The sequence below is a fragment of the Anaeromassilibacillus sp. An172 genome (assembly GCF_002160515.1).
GTDB classification, from domain to species: domain Bacteria; phylum Bacillota; class Clostridia; order Oscillospirales; family Acutalibacteraceae; genus Limousia; species Limousia pullorum.
Genome location: NZ_NFKS01000020.1, coordinates 1 through 20,355, shown reverse-complemented (window position 1 = coordinate 20,355; position 20,355 = coordinate 1). Strand labels below are relative to the sequence as shown.

Annotated in this window: 21 protein-coding genes and 1 pseudogene; 4 read left to right on the top strand and 18 right to left on the bottom strand. The window is 41.2% G+C overall.

What is annotated here, in order from left to right:
• Positions 1–288: 288 nt before the first annotated feature.
• The 6 genes from B5F08_RS09420 to B5F08_RS09395 form a co-directional block, all read right to left on the bottom strand.
• On the bottom strand, positions 289–1,125 hold the full coding sequence (locus B5F08_RS09420) for a hypothetical protein (RefSeq protein ID WP_087378654.1): 837 nt from the start codon (positions 1,123–1,125) through the stop codon (positions 289–291).
• Positions 1,126–1,318: 193 nt separating this feature from the next.
• Complete coding sequence (locus B5F08_RS09415) at positions 1,319–2,998, bottom strand: recombinase family protein (RefSeq protein ID WP_087378652.1); 1,680 nt, start codon at positions 2,996–2,998, stop codon at positions 1,319–1,321.
• Positions 2,999–3,105: 107 nt separating this feature from the next.
• Positions 3,106–3,315, bottom strand: coding sequence for a hypothetical protein (locus B5F08_RS09410; RefSeq protein ID WP_087378650.1), 210 nt, complete (start codon positions 3,313–3,315; stop codon positions 3,106–3,108).
• A gap of 72 nt (positions 3,316–3,387) precedes the next feature.
• Positions 3,388–4,692, bottom strand: a complete 1,305-nt coding sequence (locus tag B5F08_RS09405; protein WP_158096275.1) for a relaxase/mobilization nuclease domain-containing protein — start codon at positions 4,690–4,692, stop codon at positions 3,388–3,390.
• Between the two features lie 79 nt (positions 4,693–4,771).
• A complete protein-coding gene (locus tag B5F08_RS09400; RefSeq protein WP_087378646.1) occupies positions 4,772–5,074 on the bottom strand; it encodes a plasmid mobilization protein in 303 nt (100 codons plus the stop codon).
• A gap of 361 nt (positions 5,075–5,435) precedes the next feature.
• The gene (locus B5F08_RS09395; protein WP_087378644.1) at positions 5,436–6,476 is read right to left on the bottom strand and encodes an AAA family ATPase; all 1,041 of its coding nucleotides are present in this window, start codon (positions 6,474–6,476) and stop codon (positions 5,436–5,438) included.
• A 161-nt stretch (positions 6,477–6,637) separates the two neighbouring features.
• Between B5F08_RS09395 and B5F08_RS09390 the strand changes: the two genes are divergently transcribed.
• Both B5F08_RS09390 and B5F08_RS09385 read left to right on the top strand, forming a co-directional pair.
• A complete protein-coding gene (locus B5F08_RS09390) occupies positions 6,638–7,951 on the top strand; it encodes a DUF6076 domain-containing protein (protein ID WP_087378642.1) in 1,314 nt (437 codons plus the stop codon).
• Between the two features lie 55 nt (positions 7,952–8,006).
• Positions 8,007–8,861, top strand: a complete 855-nt coding sequence (locus tag B5F08_RS09385; protein WP_087378640.1) for a sigma-70 family RNA polymerase sigma factor — start codon at positions 8,007–8,009, stop codon at positions 8,859–8,861.
• A 152-nt stretch (positions 8,862–9,013) separates the two neighbouring features.
• On the opposite strand, the gene B5F08_RS09380 is transcribed toward B5F08_RS09385, so the two are convergent.
• From B5F08_RS09380 to B5F08_RS09365, 4 genes are all read right to left on the bottom strand, one after another.
• Positions 9,014–9,874 (bottom strand): hypothetical protein, encoded by an 861-nt coding sequence (locus B5F08_RS09380; RefSeq protein WP_087378638.1) that lies wholly within the window; start codon positions 9,872–9,874, stop codon positions 9,014–9,016.
• A complete protein-coding gene (locus B5F08_RS09375; RefSeq protein ID WP_087378636.1) occupies positions 9,871–10,155 on the bottom strand; it encodes a DUF6809 family protein in 285 nt (94 codons plus the stop codon). Before B5F08_RS09375 ends, B5F08_RS09380 begins: the two co-directional genes overlap by 4 nt.
• A gap of 108 nt (positions 10,156–10,263) precedes the next feature.
• Entirely contained in the window at positions 10,264–10,476 is a 213-nt protein-coding gene (locus B5F08_RS09370) for a helix-turn-helix domain-containing protein (protein ID WP_087378634.1), read from the bottom strand.
• 10 nt (positions 10,477–10,486) lie between these two features.
• A complete protein-coding gene (locus tag B5F08_RS09365; RefSeq protein ID WP_087378632.1) occupies positions 10,487–11,044 on the bottom strand; it encodes a hypothetical protein in 558 nt (185 codons plus the stop codon).
• Between the two features lie 169 nt (positions 11,045–11,213).
• Here B5F08_RS09365 and B5F08_RS09360 point away from each other — a divergent pair, with 169 nt between their 5' ends.
• Complete coding sequence (locus tag B5F08_RS09360; protein WP_087378630.1) at positions 11,214–11,969, top strand: nitroreductase family protein; 756 nt, start codon at positions 11,214–11,216, stop codon at positions 11,967–11,969.
• Positions 11,970–12,008: 39 nt separating this feature from the next.
• Here B5F08_RS09360 and B5F08_RS09355 read toward each other — a convergent pair whose 3' ends face one another.
• The 6 genes and pseudogenes from B5F08_RS09355 to B5F08_RS13750 form a co-directional block, all read right to left on the bottom strand.
• Complete coding sequence (locus B5F08_RS09355) at positions 12,009–13,250, bottom strand: ABC transporter permease (protein ID WP_087378628.1); 1,242 nt, start codon at positions 13,248–13,250, stop codon at positions 12,009–12,011.
• A gap of 3 nt (positions 13,251–13,253) precedes the next feature.
• Entirely contained in the window at positions 13,254–14,153 is a 900-nt protein-coding gene (locus B5F08_RS09350; protein ID WP_087378626.1) for an ABC transporter ATP-binding protein, read from the bottom strand.
• The gene (locus B5F08_RS09345) at positions 14,150–14,965 is read right to left on the bottom strand and encodes a DUF4097 family beta strand repeat-containing protein (protein WP_087378624.1); all 816 of its coding nucleotides are present in this window, start codon (positions 14,963–14,965) and stop codon (positions 14,150–14,152) included. The genes B5F08_RS09350 and B5F08_RS09345 overlap by 4 nt, the downstream gene beginning before the upstream one ends.
• On the bottom strand, positions 14,962–15,639 hold the full coding sequence (locus B5F08_RS09340) for a LiaF transmembrane domain-containing protein (RefSeq protein ID WP_087378623.1): 678 nt from the start codon (positions 15,637–15,639) through the stop codon (positions 14,962–14,964). Before B5F08_RS09340 ends, B5F08_RS09345 begins: the two co-directional genes overlap by 4 nt.
• Positions 15,640–16,053: 414 nt before the next feature.
• Complete coding sequence (locus tag B5F08_RS09335) at positions 16,054–16,755, bottom strand: DDE-type integrase/transposase/recombinase (RefSeq protein ID WP_330395816.1); 702 nt, start codon at positions 16,753–16,755, stop codon at positions 16,054–16,056.
• A 48-nt stretch (positions 16,756–16,803) separates the two neighbouring features.
• A pseudogene (locus tag B5F08_RS13750) lies at positions 16,804–16,968 on the bottom strand (helix-turn-helix domain-containing protein); the annotation flags it as partial.
• Between the two features lie 252 nt (positions 16,969–17,220).
• Between B5F08_RS13750 and B5F08_RS09330 the strand changes: the two are divergent.
• On the top strand, positions 17,221–18,633 hold the full coding sequence (locus B5F08_RS09330) for an IS1182 family transposase (protein ID WP_087378619.1): 1,413 nt from the start codon (positions 17,221–17,223) through the stop codon (positions 18,631–18,633).
• Between the two features lie 99 nt (positions 18,634–18,732).
• Here B5F08_RS09330 and B5F08_RS09325 read toward each other — a convergent pair whose 3' ends face one another.
• Together B5F08_RS09325 and B5F08_RS09320 are read right to left on the bottom strand one after the other, a co-directional pair.
• A complete protein-coding gene (locus B5F08_RS09325) occupies positions 18,733–19,581 on the bottom strand; it encodes a relaxase/mobilization nuclease domain-containing protein (protein ID WP_087378617.1) in 849 nt (282 codons plus the stop codon).
• A complete protein-coding gene (locus B5F08_RS09320) occupies positions 19,568–19,993 on the bottom strand; it encodes a plasmid mobilization protein (RefSeq protein ID WP_087378615.1) in 426 nt (141 codons plus the stop codon). Before B5F08_RS09320 ends, B5F08_RS09325 begins: the two co-directional genes overlap by 14 nt.
• Between the last annotated feature and the right edge of the window lie 362 nt (positions 19,994–20,355).

The following is a 20,355-nucleotide window of genomic DNA, read 5'->3' as shown; positions in this document are numbered from 1 at the left end:
TAATGAACAAGTCTTTGATTTGTTCTTTTTGCATTTTCAAATACTGCAATACCGTGACTTCCTCTTTTTACATATCGCCCAAATTTATTCCATTGCTCTATCTCCAGCACTGCTGTTGCATCGGGACGCTGAGCGTAAATCAAAAGCAGTTCATCAAATCGCAGCTTGTAATTTCTGCAAGCTGACTTTAAAAACTCCTGCCATTTTTTCGGTGAGGAAACAACAGCTTTGCAGGTATCTGCATAAAGCTCTGAAATTCTCTCATACTTTGTTGACATGTTTGCCTCCTTATTTATTTGTACTTGTTTTTGTCTGCTGTACTTGTTTAGGAGACAAGGTGTTTTTTATTTCCATGTCAGTTTCTAAGTAAACCAGTGTATAGTTATCACTTCCTTTAATTTTAAATGCGACAAATCGTTTATCACTCTCCCTTGTGTAGAATTTATCATAAATCCGATTCTTTGTATCGGAGGTTATTGTGGTGTATGAAAGCTTAACTCCCTGAATTGCTGATTTCTTTTTCAGACTGTCAAGGATATCCCTGTTGTATCTGTATTCTGACTTGTAATTTGAATTTTGATTTTCAGACAATGTAGAATTCACTCGGTCAGCGACAACCGGATTGAAAGCGATTACCGTTTTACCGTCTTTCTCAAGTACGGAAAAATAAATCCCTTCATGTTTAAGCTTGCCCAGCTGACCGGACTGAATTGTTCTGTATGCTATTTTTGTTCCTGCCTGCCGGCACTGTTTTTTTATTGTTTCATAGATTTCTCTGTTTTTTATTCTGTCGCTTTGTTCATCCAACATTTTATGGTTTGATAAATTCAAATGATTTAACAAATTGTACTTGTTGTAGTCCTTTACCGATACGGTGGCTATTCCTGTTCCTTTATTAAGACTTACACTGTAAAAACATTGTATGCCCTGTAACCGTGGAAGCTGATAGGCAAAAAGCTTTATTGAGTATTCAGAGCCTTCCATGTTTTTAAGCTTTTCGCTGCTTACGTTACCGCATTGAGAAGTCTTGCCGTATATTGCTTCATTGGTTTTTGTTATCCAAAACCATCTTTTCTCAGCTGACGTAAAAGGTTTATCTTTCTTAAAAGCCTTTTGAACTCTCATGTACTTTTCAAAGTAGTTTGAAAAATAACAGGGATCAGATTCAAAGTTTGTTTTGCTTTTAAACCAATCAGGGAAAAATATGTATTCATCGTTGTGTTTAAAATAATCCTCCTCCTGTTTTGCTATGTGTTCTTAGCGAAGTTTTTAGGGTGGTATGTAACCGGAAGGCAATTTTGCCTTCCGGTTATTACTTTTATGCAGAGATATCTTCCTCTGCATCTTCGTCATAAGTGCCGAACATTACGGTGAGTGTTTCGAGTTTCTTCATTTGGAATTTGTAGTATATTACTACGGGATTTCCGCAAGTGTGAGAGTATTTGACCTCTTTCTCAAATACCTCAATCCTACGGATGAAGGCTCGAAGCAATTCGGGTGTCAGTTTCGGCATCTCCACATACTGCTTTGCCTTTGCCATAAACTCTCGTACCGACTGTTCGTGTGCATCTAACTCTGCAATCCCTTTGTTCAGACTTTCGAGTTCGAGCTTCAGTTCGGCTTGTTCCTGTTCGTATCCACAAGCCATTTCATCATAACGCTCTACGGTTATTCTGCCGACCACACGATCCTCATACAGACAACGGATAATATTGTCTATCTTTTTGATACGGTCTTCGATTTTATCCTTTTGTTTTTTAGCAAGGGCATAAAACTTTTCGGCTTCGCTTTTTGCTTTTTGCATAGCTGCCTCATAGAACTTATCGGGTTCTTCTCTTGCGAAGGCGGTCATCCTTTTCAAATCGTCAAGCACAATTTGGTCTAACACTATTTCACGAATATTGTGTGCCGTGCAATCGGTGGTGCGCCTACGGTATCCGCCGCATTGAAACGCATTCTTTTCGGGTGCAAGTGTTTTTGCTCTTGCAAGGTATAACCGCTTGTGGCAATCGCCACAGTATAGGATACCTGCGTACTTATCCACCTCGCCTTGCTTATCGGGACGCTTTCGTCCGGCAAAGTGCTTTTGCACTCTCTCGAACACCTCTCGCTCAACAATGCCTTCGTGCGTGTTCTTGAATATGAGAATTTTGTCGGGGTCATTTTTAAGCCGTTTCTTTAACTTATTCGACTTGGAATAAGTTTTAAAGTTTACGGTGTCGCCCACATATTCCTGATTTTCAAGCATTTTGCGAACTGTGGTCTGCGCCCAATGATACGGACGGTTAAGGTCGGGGTTGCCGATACGCTTTCCTGTGGTTTGGAAGATATATACGCTTGGGGAGAGTATCTTTTCCTCACACAGTATGTCGCAGATTTTAACGACACCGAGTCCAGATGCATACATATCGAATATGCGTTTTACAATAGGCGCAGTCTGTGGGTCGGGAATTAATTCCTTTTTGTTTTCGGGGTTACGCATATAGCCGTATGGTGTTGCTGTGCTTATACGCTCACCACGTTGACCTTTTGCTCTCTGCACCGCACGGATTTTTCTGCTCGTATCGGCAGCATAAAAATCGTTGAAGTAATTACGCATACCGGAGAAATCATTATCCGCTCTATTGATGCTGTCATACCCATCGTTGATTGCAATAAATCTTACGTCATAGGATGGAAATTTAATATCCATTAAGTGTCCTGTTTCCAGATAATCTCTGCCGAGACGGGATTGGTCTTTTACGATTACGATTCCAATTTTACCTGCTTCAACATCCTTCATCATTTGCACATGGGCAGGTCTTTTGAAATCGGTACCACTGTATCCGTCATCTACATAAAATTTGCAGTTGCGGAAGCCGTGATCGTCAGCGTACTTTTGAAGTATGATTTTCTGATTCTCGATTGAAAGGGATTCGCCGAGCCTTTCGTCCTCTTGAGACAGTCTGCAATAAAGTGCAGTTATTAAATTGTTTGTATTCTCGGTTGATTTTAACATAATATTTCGTATCCTTTCCGAGCCGAGTGCGGCTCTGTAAAATCAAACCGAGTAGGATACAGCAACACCATATCACTACTCGGTTTCAAAGTCCAGCGACAAAACTGTTAATTTTTTTCGCCGGTTATGAGCTGAAGGATTTTATCCTCAGCACAGTCAATCCGCAGTTCACTTGAAGCAATCGGTATTGCGGATATTACGGGGTATTTTGCACCGTCCACAACAACCGTCCTTGCAAAATAGGTGTATCTGCAATCTTCGGGGATGTTATCTTTCTGTGCGTTTTCAGCAGCAGTGATATACTTTTTTTCGTTCATAAAAAACAATCCTTTCAAAATTAAAAATAGTTATAAAAAATGAGCGTGAGATTAGAGATTTTCTCACGCTCTTTACATCCCGCTCATCACGGGGCCTTGTTTTTTCTTACGCTCTGCCGGGTAGTACTTGGTAGTGCAATCTTCCACGGGAGCATCCTCGTCAATTATATTACCGATATCGCCGATAAGATATGCCGCATCAGTTCCAACACTATGAGTACCGCCGAAGGTATCAGAGCAAGCCAAAACAGTTTGTTGGTATGTCTCTCCAGTTTGTCCTCCGCTGTACTGCGAAGCATAGAGATGTTGTTCGAACAGCTCTCGCTCATTCTCCCAACCTGTTTCTCGGTATCCGTTATCAGCCGATTGATATTCTCGGTCAGTTCCGCCGCCGACGTTTCCATCGCCGTCTGAAACTGCGCGGTCGCTTCTTTGGTCTGCTCGGTGTACTGCATCAGTACCTTCAGCTGCCGATCCATATACACTTTTAACTCTTTCTCGGTCGTCAGCGTAGGCAGTGTATCCCGAATCTCCTTCAGCAAATCTATCTGTGATCTCTGCGTAGATATCATTGCCATCCAGTTCGGCTCGGTCACCGCCACGCAAGGATGAACCTTTTCTGCGGTGGTGATCTTCTGCTGTGCTTCGGTTATTAAATCTTGCGGTGATTTCCGCTCTGTAGATGAACTCATATTCCATACTCTCCTTTAGAAATTTTGTTAGGTGTAATTTGCAGTCCCGACAGGCTTTGCCTTCGGGTGTGGTGTAGGTGATATTCTTACGAGTGTCCGTCCACTTGACACCGTAACCTTCTGCTTCCATCAGCATAATAAAATGCTCTTTGGAAGCGGCGGTCCGCATTACATTTGAGATAACAGCTTCAAGCCGTATCTTCCAACTTTCGCCCTTTTCAGCAGACCGATATTCACGGTCGTTCATCGGCTTTGCTCTCTCGGTAGGAGGCTTGGGTTTCAAAACCGACAACCCATATTCAAGGCAGAGGACGTCTGATTTTTGCATCAGCATTTCCACCTCGCTTTCGGTGATGTGAAACTTTTTACCGCTTTCTGCGTTTACGCTGTTCATAACAAAATGCGAGTGGATATGGTCACGGTCGCAGTGGGTGGACACTACGATTTCGAAGCCGGAAAATTTTTCAGTTTCCTCGGCAAATCTAACTGCTATTTCGTGTGCCGTTTGCGGTGATATATTTTCATCCACCGAAAAGGATTGAACGAAATGATAGAACAGTCTTTTATCCGTTTTGTTATATAACCGCTTGGTGTTATTAAACTCGGTATAGGCAGACTGCGGTGTGCAGTTAACACCGGTCACATACTTATTGCCGTCATCGGCAACGGTTTTGTCATCTCGCATTGTGTATTGCAAGACAAACGACATTGTATTATAGGTTTGCGGTTTTTGGTAATTTACGAAATGAACAATTGCCATAACATCACCCTCTTCCAAGCTCGGCAGATAGCAGTTCGTAAATCTTTTTCAGTTCCTCTTGGGTGGCGGCAAGATTTACGGTGCTGATTCTTCCCTGACGGGAAAGTATCAGCAACTGATTTACATTGTTGCCGAGTTTTTTCACCTGTGTGGTAAGCTCACGCAGACCGTCGTAATTTATTACCTTTTTATCGATGGCGCAGAGTATGATATAGTCGGTAATGCTCATTCCGGCATCTGCGGCTTTCTTACGGATCAGAGCATCCAGCGTATCGGAGACTCTGAAATTGAATCGTTTAGTTTTCATATAAAACACATCCTTTTAAATATTAAAGTTTCTTGGCTTACCTTCTTTTCAAAGAAGGTAAGAAGTGGGTTTGGGCTTCTGCCCAATAAACAGCAGTCGAAGGCGCGGCCGCCGCTTTAGCGGTGGTCGTACAGCCAAAGGCGATGCTGGTTCTCTCCTAAAGGAGAGAAATAAAATGCGGTAGTTTTTATCGCTTTTTGAGTAACCTTCAGCGACAAATCTCCGCACACACGGCTCACATTTGCCCTGTGTTGCGTTTTAACCGAGGCGGTCGGGTGTTTACTCCAACTTGCAAACCGTTCGGCAAACGGGCGGACAAACGCTTCACAGGAACGCAAGGGACGAAAGTGACAAATGTTTTCTACACCGAATTTGTTTCGTCACTTACGGCACTTTCGTCACTGCACACAGCAGAAGAGGAAATATATTTCACTTCCAGTAGCCGTGTTCCATTACTGCGGTGGTCACGGTAATGCACCCCGAGTTTTTCAAGGTCGTACCGCCAACGGTTCATCATTTGCTTGAAGCCTTTGACTGTTACCTCACTGTCGGTCAGTCTATTGAACAGTTCCACGAACTCACTGTTACCGCCTACGAAAGATTTTTGTTCTTTCATAAACTGAACGAGCAATTCCATCTCCGGCGGCAACAATTTTTCGGGTTGCTCACGGCTGTCGGATTTTACTTCCCATAGAAAATCCTTGTTTGAGAACTTTAGTTCAAACTGCCGATGCTCAATATCTCTGCCCGTGCAAACGAGTGTGGCGAGGTTTTCACTGCGTTTGCTTTTGTCAAGCACGAAGACCGAATCGACTGCGCCTACGATTCCGGTCGTGCCTGACAGTTTGTTCAGCGGATCACTATCGCCCTGCTTACGAAGGTGATGCACCAACAGAAGAGAGATATTAAGCTCGTCTGCCAACTGCTTCATCTGACGGATTTCATCGTAGTCGTTACCGTAAGAGGTATCCACACCGCCGTTACGCACGATCTGAAAAGTATCGATTGCAACGAGAACGGTATCGGGATGCTCCTTCACAAACGCATAGATTTCATCGCAGAGACCTTCGGCAAGCGTATGCGCCGCCGTTGCAAAGAAAGCGTTGGAGGGAACGTCATCTGTGATTAAACACAGTCGCTCTTGCACACGCCTGAGCGTATCCTCCAAGCAAAGATACAGCGTTGTGCCTTTGGTGGTTGGCATACCCCACACGCTTTCTCCTTTGGCGATGCGGATACAAATATCCAGCACCCACCACGATTTACCGATTTTAGGTGCGCCGCCGAGGATTGTTATTCCTTGCGGCAACAGAGTGTCGATACAAAACTTGGTCGGTTCCAGTCTTGTATCCATTAGGGTTTCACCGTCTATAACGGTGAGTTTCGGTTTGTTTTCAGTCATTTGAAAACACCTCCTTGAAATAAAGTAAGGGCGAGAGTCAAAGTTTTTTACTCTGACTTTCGCCCTTCTACTTGTATTGTGTAAGAAAAAATGATAAAATAATAATTGTCATATATAATATAAAACTATTTGCTGACAAATTAAAGTTAGGAGGTGTTCTCTTGTTTGGATGTATATCTTTTTGCATCGGTGATAAACACATCGAAATTAATGGTAAAAAGTTTTCGCTCGGTGACCTGACAACTGAGTTTTTGAATCTGCCGAAAGATAAATATGCTGCTATGCGCGAACAGTTGGAACTTGCACAAAGCAAGTTAAGCGAATATATGCGGAGCAAGAAACTTTCTGATTGGTATGAAGCCAACAAGGAATATATAAAACTCGATGCTATGATCTGTGAGTTCCCCTGCCTTGAACTTGTGCGAGAGGAGACAGATATTTTTGCAGAAGCTGAACAGTTTACAGCACAGCAATCGATGTTTGAGAGTGACGATTGTGAGCTTTCTGAACATGACATTGAAGTATTAAATAAAATTACCGCCTACGAAGATTACCTTGAGAATCCAAATAATTATGGCGGTGTAAATAAAGAATATTACACAAACACCCAGACAGAAAAGGCGTTCTGTGTTACCACACCCCAGCCGCCAATTCCTGAACTGCCACCCGAAAAAACAAGAGCGTTGCTGATTTATCCGGGCAACATCGCAGTTAAGTGGAAGTATTATAAGGATTACTGCGATGCATATGCAAAGGCGCTTTACGATATAAATTCATTCAACACAACGATATTTAATTTCATAAAATTCTTTTTATCCTCTCTGAATAAGCTTGATACCAACAACTATGCAATGGCTCTTGATGACTTGTTTAACCATCCCCGTGCTGAAAAGTTTATCGCCAATCCGGTTGAGGGTTCGGGATACTTTACCGCTAATGATCCTGTAATCCTTCGCCATATGCCAAGGGAAACTTTTGAGGGGTCGGGAGAATATAAAATCTATCAGTATTATGAGGTGGAGTCGTTACAGGCACTGCTTAAAATGGATTTTTACAAGGCATTGGAAGTGGGATATATTATCCGCAAATGTGAATACTGCGGCAGATACTTTTTGCTTAAAAAGGGATACCACACCAAGTATTGCGACAACCCTGCACCCGATAATCCAAAGTACACCTGCGCTCAGCTTGGTTATCACCGCAAGGGAATAAAAGAATTACAGGCTGACAACCCCAAGGCGCAATCCCTTCGCCGTTGTTACTTGCGTATCGATAAGGATTTCTCCCGTGGAGTGATAACACAAGAAGAAAAATATAAATTATACCGCACGGCGCAGGATTTATATTACGATGCAACCACAAGATCGGGAACAACAAATGAGGAGTTTGAAGAGCAACTTGCATCTAAAAATCTATATCCGTTGTGTGATGTTGTTCGTAAAACCAAACCGCGCGGCAGACCGAAGTCTGAGTAAAGTACGGTTTATGGTGCACATCGTTTGTTAGAATTATAGTGGAGGAGGTGAGCTTATGACCAACGAAGAATTAATTTTAAAGTTCTATGACGGCGACGAAACGATTTTAGAGAAACTTTATAATAAAAATATCGGTTTTATCCGCAGTATCGCAAAGGAAGTTGCCGTTAATTTTAACTGTTATAATAAAAGTGCGGAGCATCCGAATAAACTGACGGCACATTCCAAATATGTTGTGAATGAACTTTTTTACGAAGGTATGCTTGAGTTTTTCTCTCTCCTTCGCAAAAAGAAATACGAACCGGAACGGGCAAAGCTCACCACCTATCTTTATCCTCGCCTGAAGGGTGCAATGTATCGGTGGATGGAATGTAATCTCGGCGTTCTTTTCTTTGATCCTGAGGATATGGCGGAGCTGCGGAAAGCACAGCAGTTATATTACGATACAGGCAAGGAGCCGGAGGAAATTGCAAAAGAACTTGGTATTTCCGTTGAGGATGTTGCTCGGCATATTGGTTATAACACACACTTTCTTTCGGTCTATGACCTTGTGCCTTACGAGGACGGAGAGCCGTATGATCCGTATGAGCGTCTGATGCCGAACAAGTCCTCGGCATCCACTGACAGAATTGTATATCATAAGCTTTGCCTTGAATTTTTAAAGGAGTTATTTGAGGCGCTGCCGAAAAAAGACAGAGAGATCCTTGGTGGTTCTTATGCGTTGTTCGGTTATAAGCACATCGACCTTGACGAGCTTTGCTTGGAACATATGATGAAGCCGGACGGAATAATAAAGGCTCGGAAAGCGGCAATCCGTAAAATGCGTGAAAAATATCCCGAAAGCAGTTTGCGATTATGGAAATCGGTTTACCGCACTGTAATGCGCGAGGCAGAACGATGTCACGAATAAAAACCCCGTAAAATCGAACAGAAATAGTTTCATCGAGCCGTAGGCCATTTCGAATAAAACAAACGGCTACAAAGGCAAATAAAAAAATTACCCACCGGATGTTGTGGCAAGGTTTCGCATAGAACCGCCGCATCCAGTGGGTATTTATATGCTTATTTTAAGTCTGTATTTTCAGAGTCCATGCATACGCAGACATACCAGTAATATCCGTCATACATCACGCCGACCGCCATGTAGTTATATTTGGAGCTGCCGACATATGACCAGTGCCCCTTGCTGTTTCTGAATCCGTTTGCTATGGAGTAGGCTATCTCATCAGCCATGCCGCCCCAATTGCCTTTTCCGATGGCTTCGCGCACATTGGCGGTATAATAATTTTCTTCGCCTTCGATACCGTATAGTGACCAGTCAACATATTCGCCGTACTGTAGAGCTTCGGCGGTTGCTCGTTGGTCGGCAGTATCATGAGCAAAATTTGTTTTAAGCTGAGTGCATCGGTATTTGCAATATTCGGTTAGTCCGGGGATGACCGTTGCGGTGACATCACCCTGCTCAGTGCGGAACTGATTTATGTATTCTGCGACCTTCTGTGCCACTGTATCCGCGCTCGGTTTGGGTGGGATTATAATTTCTTCCGTAGGCGGATCGTCCGTTTCCAATATAGTGATGCATTCGTTTTCCGTCGGAGTTTTCGCCACCGAAGACTCGGTCGGTTTTGTTATAACCGTAGGTTTGGGTTCTTCCGTTGGCTTTGCCGTTGTTGTCGGCTCTGTGGCGGTCACAGTCGGCTCGGTTGGCTGATCCTTGCTCTCAGTCGGGGTAGGCTCGTTTTCTTTCTCTGTCGGCTCTACCGCCGTCGCAGGCGGTGTTGTTTCGGTTGGTGTTTCTGTTATTATCGTTTCTGATACCGTTGTCGGCGGACTCTCGGTAGGCGGCGGTGCGGTGTTGCCACCGCATCCCACCATGCCGATGAGCACCCCACAGCAGAGAAGAAGGATTATGATTTTCTTCATATATCCTCGACCTCCTCCAAGCCTTGCATCACTTCCACCATAATACGTGTTGCGAGGATAAATCCCGAACTGAATGCCTCACGCTCGGTGATGCAGGACAGTTCGCTTGTGCAGTCCTTGAACTTTTCAAAGGTTTCTTTTTGCTTTTCTGTAAGCCCTGCATTCAGTTCTTCCTCATTTTTGCATATCAGTTTGACGAGCTTATCGACTCTCGTCCCTCGCTTGATATACCTTTCGTGCGGACTGATGTTTCCGTAGTATAAATCTTCAAGTGTTGTCATGTGCGTTGCACCTCCTTTTGCAACACAAATACATACCACAACACTTTTCACAAGTCCAGCGTTTTCGATATAAAATGCAAAAAGCGCCGCCGAAGCGACGCTTTCATATCAATCTTCTTTTTGAAATTCTAAAATATCTCCGGCTTCGCAATCAAGCACCTCGCAAATTGCCGCAAGGGTGGAAAAGCGGATAGCCGTTACTTTGTTGTTTTTGATTTTGGATAAGTTGACGTTAGAAATCCCCACACGCTCTGCAAGCTCGTTTAAGGACATTTTTCTATCTACCATCATTCTATCCAAGCGGAGTACTATTTTTCCCATAGCGCCCTCCTTACAGCAGACCGTCTACATCTTTTTCAAGCTCAGCACCGTGAACAAAGAACTGTGTCAGACAGAGGACGACAATTCCCATAAAAACGCCATTCATATCCATGCTGTTTTCCACGGCATCCACACCGATGATCAAACGGACAATAAAACTCATAAAAAGTCCGATTACAGGGACTGCAATAGAGAAAATACCAATCTCACGCATCATACGAATATTATCCTTTTGGAATGGAGTGGTGTTTTCAGAGTTCTTGAAGATAAGATACAGATTACGGAACACCATAGCCATCACAACAAGAATGATAACTGCGCCAATACCAAAAATAAGAAATGCAGTCATATCGACATTACCATTAGCAACTGGGAGATTAACCTCAAATCCATATACATCCAGGTTCACACCGCAGCATTCCTTTGCATCGAAGCCGACAAAATATTTTACCCAATCGGGTGCTACGGCAGAACAAACAGTGGCCGCCGTCATTAAAGCTGCACCAACCCAATGGAATACCTCTAAAATCTTTGTAATAACCTTTCCGAGTTTATTAAGACCTTTCATTACTCATACCTCCAAAGTGATTTGTTGGCATAAGTATAACACAGCCCTTAATGTTTGTCAATATGTTTTTAATGGTATACATTAAATTATATATATTTTACATTAACTTTTGTTGACATTTAAAATTTGATTTGATAAAATATATTTGTTTTTAGGAGGCGAATGCAGTATGGAAAAAGAACTTTACTCTATGATTTTCAAAAGAAAATCCTTTCATATATTTCGTGATATTGGCAATATAAACCCTGATGAACTACAAAGCATCGAAGAAAAATACAACAATCTTACGCCGTTGATAAACAGCATACAGACCGCTATCCGTATTGTACCTGCCGATCAAACCACCTGCAAGCGTGGGCAAGAATATTGCATCTTATTATATAGCGAGAAAAAGGATAATTATCTGCAAAATATCGGTTATATCGGTGAACAGCTTGACCTATATCTTGCTTCTCTTGGAATTGGTGCATTGTGGTTCGGTATCGGTAAACCTGATGAGCCAACCTATAACGGTCTTGATTTTGTCATAATGATTGCCATTGCAAAGGTCGCAGACGATAAGTTCCGCAAAGATATGTTTAAAAGTAAACGCAAACCGATTGATGAGATATGGAACGGTGAGCATCATCGTGAAATAGGTAAAATTGTTCGCTTTACGCCAAGTGCCTGCAACACACAGCCGTGGAAAGTAACTGCAGAAGAAAAATCTTTGACGGTTTACCGTTATAAAAAGTCGGGTAAGCGAGGTATTATGCCCGCCGACAAGGTGGCACACTATAACCGCATTGACATTGGTATCTTTCTTTGTTTCCTCGACCTCTGCCTGATGAAAAACGATATTTCCTTTGAGCGTGAGCTGTTTACCAATAACGCCAAGGATGATTGCGAAGAAGTGCTAACCGCTAAATACACATTATTACAATAACGATAAAGGCGCCGCTGCAAAGCGACGCCTTTGACTATATTATGCCTTCCAAACGGCTTTAATAATATTGCCGATCTTGGGAGATGTTCCGTACATAAGAACACCTACACGGTAGATCTTTGCGGAGAGAATTCCGATTCCAAAGGTAGACGCAACCAAAATGCCGATGGAAATCGCAATCTCATACCAAGGCACAGTGCTCATAGCAATTCTTGTGAACATTGCCATCGGTGAGGTGAACGGAATGTAAGAGCAAATCTGCATCAGTATATTGTCCACACTTCCGCTGCTCATTGAGAACATAACCACCATAAAACCAATAATGAACAAGAATGTTACCGGCTGAACAGCAGTATTGATATCCTCCAGTTTTGAAACGGTAGAGGAAATTGCACCATAGAGGAACGCATAAATCAAGAAGCCAAGTAGGAAGAACACAAGCATATAGACAAACAGCTCGGGCGGAATATTAAAGATGGAATCAATGATTCCGTTATCTCCCCAATAGGACTTATTCACATTGTAGAACACGAGCGCCGAGCCAAAGATGGCAACAAGCTGAACAAGACCTGCCATACAAGCCGCTAAAACTTTACCAAACATCATGTTGATGGGTTTGGCACTGGTAATAAGCAATTCCATGGCACGAGAGCTTTTTTCGGTTGCAACACTCATTGCTACCATCTGACCGTAAAGCAGGATAACCATATACAGCGCAAAAATCATAATGTAGGTGTAGAAGAAGTTTTGCATCTGATCTTTGCCAAGGCTTTCTACCTCGGCATCAATCTGAATACTCATAACACCTGCGGCATCTTCTTGAGACATACCGCCGCCTATCATAGCATTCATTTGATAGATCTGTTGCAACACACTGGTCGCAATATCGGGGTTCATATCGTACATCGAAAGATTATTAACGTAATATGTAAATGAGGTTGCTCCGTTCATCACAAAAGCACACTCCACATCACCGGAAGTAATTTTGTTCTTGATTACGCTGATTTCCTCATCTGTAATCTGCACATCATAGTCAGTAAAGGATGCGGCAAATGTTTCTTTCACCATATCCGCCTGCGTAGGATCATCTGCCTTTACGAGCATAACGGAAAGGTCTGCGGTGGTATTAGAAGTATCGTCTGATTCGAACAAGGCTGTAATCCGAGGGAAGAACATAACAATAGCGATAACCACCATCAAAAAGATGGTTACACCGACAAACGCCTTATTCTTTGCATAATTTTTAAGTTCAAATTTAAGTATTTTTCCAAACTGTTTCATTGCTTAGTCCTCCTGTGCTACGTCGCCTGCATATTCTACGAAAATATCGTTAAGGGAAGGTTCAAAGACCTTTACTTCGTCGATATCGTAATTTTCTACAAGGCGAGTCATAGTAGTTTTCTTTTCGGAGGGTGAGCCTAAGCGAATCATCAAGTCGCCGTTTTCCATGACCGTACAGGAAGATCCAAAGTCAGCTTTGATTGCATCGGGTGTTTCTGTGCGGACAACTAAGCGGTCACGGGGATAGTCACGCTTAATGTCGTGCAAATCACCGTGAAGAGCAACAACACCGTTATTGAGGATAGCAATGCTGTCGCAGAATTCTTCTATGTAGCTCATCTGATGGCTGGAGAACAGAACGATTTTACCTTTTGCAATCTGTTCTTTAACCACGTCCTTTAAGAGCATTGCATTTACAGGGTCAAGACCTGAAAAAGGCTCGTCCAGAATAACAATATCGGGATCGTGAGCGAGAGCAGTAATCAACTGAATCTTCTGCTGATTACCCTTGGAAAGTGTATCAAGTCGCTTGTTGCGGTACTCGGTCATACCGAGCCGACCAAGCCAATAGTCGATTGATTGCACAGCTGCCTTATGGCTCATTCCTTTCAGCTCTGCAAAATAGGTAAGCTGATCAATGATAATCTTCTTCGGATACAAGCCTCTTTCTTCGGGAAGATAGCCGATGCCAATTTTGTTGTAATTAATAGGTTGACCATCGATCAGCACTTCACCGCTGTTTGCAGGGAACACATCCATCAGAATACGTATAGATGTGGTCTTGCCGGCACCGTTTCTGCCAAGCAGTCCGAAGGCTTTGCCGCCCTCAGCTTTGAATGAAACTCCGGTGAGGACTTTCTTCTCACCAAAGGATTTTTCTATATTTTTAAGTTCTAAAATCATTTTGCTTCAGACTCCTTAAATTCCAAGTTAATGGCACCGATACCGCCACTAATCTCGATGCTGTTATTACCGTTACCTTGTCCCTTGATATTAGAAACGCTTGTGCCATCTACTGTGATATTACCAAGACCTTTTTCTATATCAAGTTTATAATCATCCTTATTACCAATTATGGTTATGTTGGACTCTCCAACACCTAAATCGAAATCACTTTCACCTGTAAGAGCAGAAGTCAGATTCAACTGACCTACACCCATATCTAAATCAAGGTTATGAAGTGCACCGCCTGATATTGTGATTTTTCCTGCACCACCGTCAATGTCAATATCTGAGGCGGCAACAAGAGTATCAATGGTAACTTCACCGGCACCAAGTTCAAAGTTAATTGTAGCGGCAGACAAGCTATCTACAGTCAGTCTTCCTGCACCTGTTATAATATTTGCTCTTTCAAACACCGCGTCTGCAGGAATGTAAAGAGTCAATATAGCACCTGTATAGGTGTGAGCAAACTTCCTTGTTTCCTCGATCGTAAGAACACCATTCTTATCTTCAACCGTAAGATGTTTTAGATTGCTTTCAACAGAAAAACTCTCACCTTGCTTAATGGTAAAATCAGCGGCATTGATCTTTACTTCAAGGCTTTGTATCTCTGATGATACTGAATAAGTTTTTATATCTTCGGTCACAGCATCGCCGCCGAAAAATCCTCCGAACAAACCAAACATACTTAAAATTCCTCCGATAATACTGACTGTGAGAAAGATGGCAAACGCCATCGCTATGTATTTTACTGTTTTTTGAAAATTGGTCATTTAATTTCAACGCCTCCAAACATACAAGTGCCGCTTATGTAGATAGTGGGAGCATCCTTGTGTACGGAAGTCTTGTTAGAGATGCCACCAAAGATACAGTTGGAGCTTACCTTTACATTGATGTTGTCGGGAACAAAAATATCAATACCGCCAAAGATAGCCGACACCTGAATGGCACAATCCTTTTCAATAATAGCGTTACGGAGATCGCACTTCACACCGCCAAAGGTTGCGGTAAGCTCTGCGCCCTCAAATACTTCGCCGTCATAATTCAGATCACAACCGGAGAATGTGGCACAGCCAACCTTTGTTTCGCCGCCGTTTTGCTTGATTTTAGCAATGATTTCATTTGCTTTGTTGCCAAAAAGTCCGGTAAAAACCATCTTCAAGCCGATAATTACAATAATGGCCGGAACAAGAAGTTTCCACAACATCGAGAAACTCAAAATATCTTGACAGCACAATAACAGGAATACACCAACTGCTATACCAATAATGTTGCCTGTCTTTTCGCGCTCTGTAAATAATCCAATGGCACACGGCACGATAATAAACAGTGTCCACCAACCGTCAAAGAAGATATTAATATCCATAATGTTAAATACATTCAGAGCCAAAACCACGCCTGCGGCAATCAATACAATTCCCCACAAAATACTGCTAACTTTTTTCATTGTTTTTCCTCTTTTCCTATTAATAAAAAAGTGCGTGACCGAAGCCACGCACCGAAAAACGCAACCCCGATTGTCGCCAAACAAATCTTAAACACAAAAGGACAAACCTTATTGTCATTCAAGTGGAATTGCGTTTTTACCGAATTCATTTTGAATGACAAAGGCAAAAGGGTATAATATCCCCTCAGTTAAGGTCATCCTTTGTTATTATTAGATTTGTTTGGCAAATTATATTATAACACAATCGGAAATAAAAATAAAGTGGTTTTGAAAAAGTTGCGAAATTTGTTGTGTAGATAAATCAATGATAGGTAACACTTTTCTCAAAAAAATAAGATGAAAGTGTATTTTGAAAGAATTTGTTGTGTTGTGAAGAGCCGCAGGCGACGAACAACACAACAAATTCGGCGCTAATTACATTACTGCCAGATAGTCAGCAAGTACTGCGTTTGGACTTCTGTATTTAAGACAACTTTTTGAAATATTATTTGAAATTTTATTGTATTTTGCAAGTTGCTTTCTGCCGTCTTCAAGGCTATACATTCTCATTTTACTGTAAAACCTCTGTTCATCAAGTCTGTGTTGGCGCTCTACCTTGCCATTATGTCTCGGGGTTGCTACTTGGATCCTGTGGTACTTAATTCCGCACTCGTCTAAATATTCTTCAAACAATGTCTTATGTGTTGCTTTCTTTACTAACAAAGCGTTTGTCCACTCTGTTCCGTTGTCTGTTTGTATTTCTCTGATTGGAAACGGAAAATATTCTATTAGCTTTTTAAGAAAATCCAGTGAACTGTATGTGCTGTGCTCGTCGTACATTTCCCTAAAACAAAACCTTGTGCACTCGTCAATTGCTGTATATTGGTAGTATTTCTGCCCATTCGCAACACAATACGCTGGTACAAACTTAACATCTATCTGCACCTTTTGCCCCGGATATTCTGCTCTTTGATATGGTTTAGATTTGTAGCCTTTGCGTTTCTCAGGTGTTTCTTCTAATTTTAGCCTTTTTATTGCTCTAAGCAAACTATTGTAGCACCTTGTATATCCGTTCTCACGAAGCTTATCCCAAAGCATAATCTTATCTTTAGTTCTGCGATAATATCTTTCGATCATTGCATATTCTTCTGCCGTTTGCTGCCTCGGATGGCTGTGAGGACGGTGAGAACGGTCTATTAAGCTCTGCCATCTTCCGTCATAACGTTTCTTCCAATCATATATTGCTTTTCGACATACTCGATAACGAATGCTTGCCGCTGTTACTCCATTTTTTGCAGAATATTTAATTACCAGTTGACGAAAGTGCGCTCTTGGTGATATACTTTTCATCGGAAAAACAACTCCTTTGTGCCGATGTTTAGTGTTGTTACTTTCATCTTAACACATTTGAGTTGTTTTTTCTGTTTTTAATGTTACCTATCTATTGTATCATAACATTTTGAAAAAGTTGCGAAATTTGTTGTTTTAAGCATAAAAAATACAGCATAGCTATCTTAACTATGCTGTATCAGTCTGTCGAAAAAGTCCAGTATAAGCTGGGCTTTTTTGCATAAATAAGGTATAATAGAAGGGGTGATGAAAATGATAGTAAAAGGAAGAGAAAACCGCGACCAGCTCGAAGTATTTAGCATAGAGGAATTTGTGCCGACTGATCATTTATTGAGAAAAATAGACAGCGCGGTAGACTTCAGCCATATCTATGATATAGTGGAAGATTTATACTGTGCAGATAACGGCCGACCGAGCATAGACCCAGTAGTAATATTTAAAATGGTATTAATACAGCATTTATACGGATTGCCGTCACTGAGAAGAACGGTAGAAGAAATAAAAATGAATGTGGCATACAGATGGTTTTTAGGGTACCTGATGAATGAGCAGATACCGCACTTTTCAACCGTAAGCTATAATTTCAGACATAGATACACTGAAAAAACAATAGAAGAAATATTTTATTGGATATTAAGCGAAATAGAAAGAGCAGGATATTTATCACCCGAAACAGTATTTGTAGACGGAACACATATCAAGGCAAATGCCAACATAAAAAAGGCAGTAAAAAAAGCCGTACCGCAAGCCGCAAAACGCTATGAAGAAGAGCTTATGGCAGAGATAAACGAGGACCGGGAAAACCACGGCAAAAAACCGTTTGACGGACCGAAACCGCCCGAAGAGAAAGAGATTACAGCCTCGGCCACAGACCCTGAAAGCGGAATGTTTCACAAGGGTGAGCATAAAAAATGCTTTGCATATACAGCACAGACAGGCTGCGATAAAAACGGATATGTAATGGAAGTAACGGTAAATCCCGGTAACATACACGATAGTACAGCCTTTGACGGATTGTATGATAAATTAACTGAGCATAACCCTGAGATAGAAAACATAGTAATGGATGCAGGCTACAAAACACCGTGGATAAGCAAAAGAGTAATAGATGACGGGAGAATACCGGTATTACCGTACAAAAGGCCAATGGGGAAAAAGGGGAATTATGCACCGTATGAGTATGTATATGATGAATATTATGACTGCGTAATATGTCCCGAAAACCAAGTGTTAAGCTATGTAACTACAAATCGGGAAGGACACCGGGAATTCAATAGCAAAAGTTATATTTGCGAGAAATGTCCAACAAAGCATTTATGCACAGAAAGCCAAAAGAATGAGAAAACCGTAACCAAGCACATATGGTTTGATTATCTTGAAACAGTAGAAGATATTAGATATACCCCTGAGTACAAGACTTTATATGAACGACGAAAAGAAACAATTGAACGTGTATTCGCAGACGCGAAAGAAAAATACGCAATGCGATATACTCAATACCGAGGCTTGAGCCAGGTGACAAAATGGGTCAGGCTTAAGTTTGCTGCAATGAACCTCAAAAAATATGCACTGCATAAGTGGATAAGTTCTCACCGATACAGTGCCTCAATCGGGATATATGCATTTTTTGTCAAATTAAAATTTTTAACCCTGAATCTCGCTTGAAATCCAGGGTTATTCGACAGACTGATACAGCATAGCTATCTTAACTATGCTGTATTTTCTGTTATCCCACTCGGTTTGCGTAAAACTTCGCTAACGACATTACGCTTTCTGCCACTGGCTTTTTTGATTGTTTTCTTTATGTTTTTTATTCCTGCTTGAGGTGGTTTTCTCTTTTTCCGTTTTTATTGTTTCATCGTACTTTATACCGAGCTGAGAAAAAATACTTTTTGATGAATATTTTTCTCCGAACTCTTTGGCTAAGGTTGTAAGCCTTATTTTTTTCTGTCCGATAGACACGGTTATGTTTTTGCCTGTAAACTTTACGGAGTATTCTTTTTCCTCAAGCAGCTTTATAAACTCATTTTGGATTGTGCAGTTTTTCAAAACCTCGTCCAAATCTCTCACAAGATTTACTTTCCATGATTTCCCCTGCATAGCCATTTGATATGTTGTGAAATCCATTCCCTTTTTACAGGGTTCTTTCACAATGCTTAAATTGTTCTCTATACAAAGACGGTCGCTTTCTAATCTCATTGCATTTATAGTAGTTTGGTTATCAATCCATTTTTTACCTGTAAGCATATTTACAGAATTTATAACAATATGAGAATGTATATGGTCTTTGTCAGAATGTGTAGCAATCACATATTGGAAATCATTTCCGGCAATCTTTTGCATTAAATCCAACGTAAGCTTGTGAACCTGCTCCGGTGTTACATCATCGTCAGGTGAAAAGCTGTGACAATAGTGATGAACCAAAACTCCTTTGTCTTTTCCGAAAATCTGCCTCGTGTATTGAAACTGTGCAATTATGTTTTTTTTATCACCATAGCAGTTAAACGTCGATACAAGACCCTTTGTCTTTTCCTGTTTTGTGATATATTCAATGGCATTAGCTATATGAATATCGGCTTTAATGCCGCCTTTAATGCTTTTAATCGTAGCCATTGTTTTTTCCTTTCAGACTTTCAAGCTCACTTTCCAATTTTTTTAATCGATTATATATTTCTTTTTCTGGCGATAAAGTTGGCTCTTCATTGTTTTCATCAATTTGATGGGAAATAAAATCGAGCTTTTCCATTACAAAATTTAAAAGTGTTTGAAGTTTTAAAAGTTCTTCTATGGTTGCAGAATGTTTTGTATTGATAGCGGCTGTAATCTGATTTATGTTAATTCCTATCTTTGCAATCTGATAATACAATTTTGGAAATCCCCGAATATTAACAACACGCTTCCTTTTCACTAAACACAAAATATACTCACTTATTGTCATGTCCGCACTGCGGGCAGATTTTGTAATCAGCTCTTTTTCCTCGGATGTGACCCTAAAATGTATATCTTCTTTTTTGTAGTCAGTCAAAAAAATCACTTCCGTATTCAAATTAGTTTTTCTGAAAAAAGTCTTTTTAAAATATCAGGTAAAAAGTTCCATGATTTTTTAATACAACCTCTAAGGGCGAAAACAGCCTGTTTCCGCAGGAAATGGGTTGTTTTGCAAGCACAGATTTTGTGTACCTTGTGTACACAAGATACAAAAATCGCTTGTTAGGGGATACTTCCCCTAAGACCCTTTTTAGAAAAAACACTTTTTCATTCGCTTAGAATAAAAAAGCCAGCCTGTCGAAAAAGCTCAGCTTTCGCTGGGCTTTTTTCGATAAAAGTGGTAAAATAGAAGCAGGTGATAAAAATGATAGAGAAAAACAGAAAAAACAGAGAGCAAAT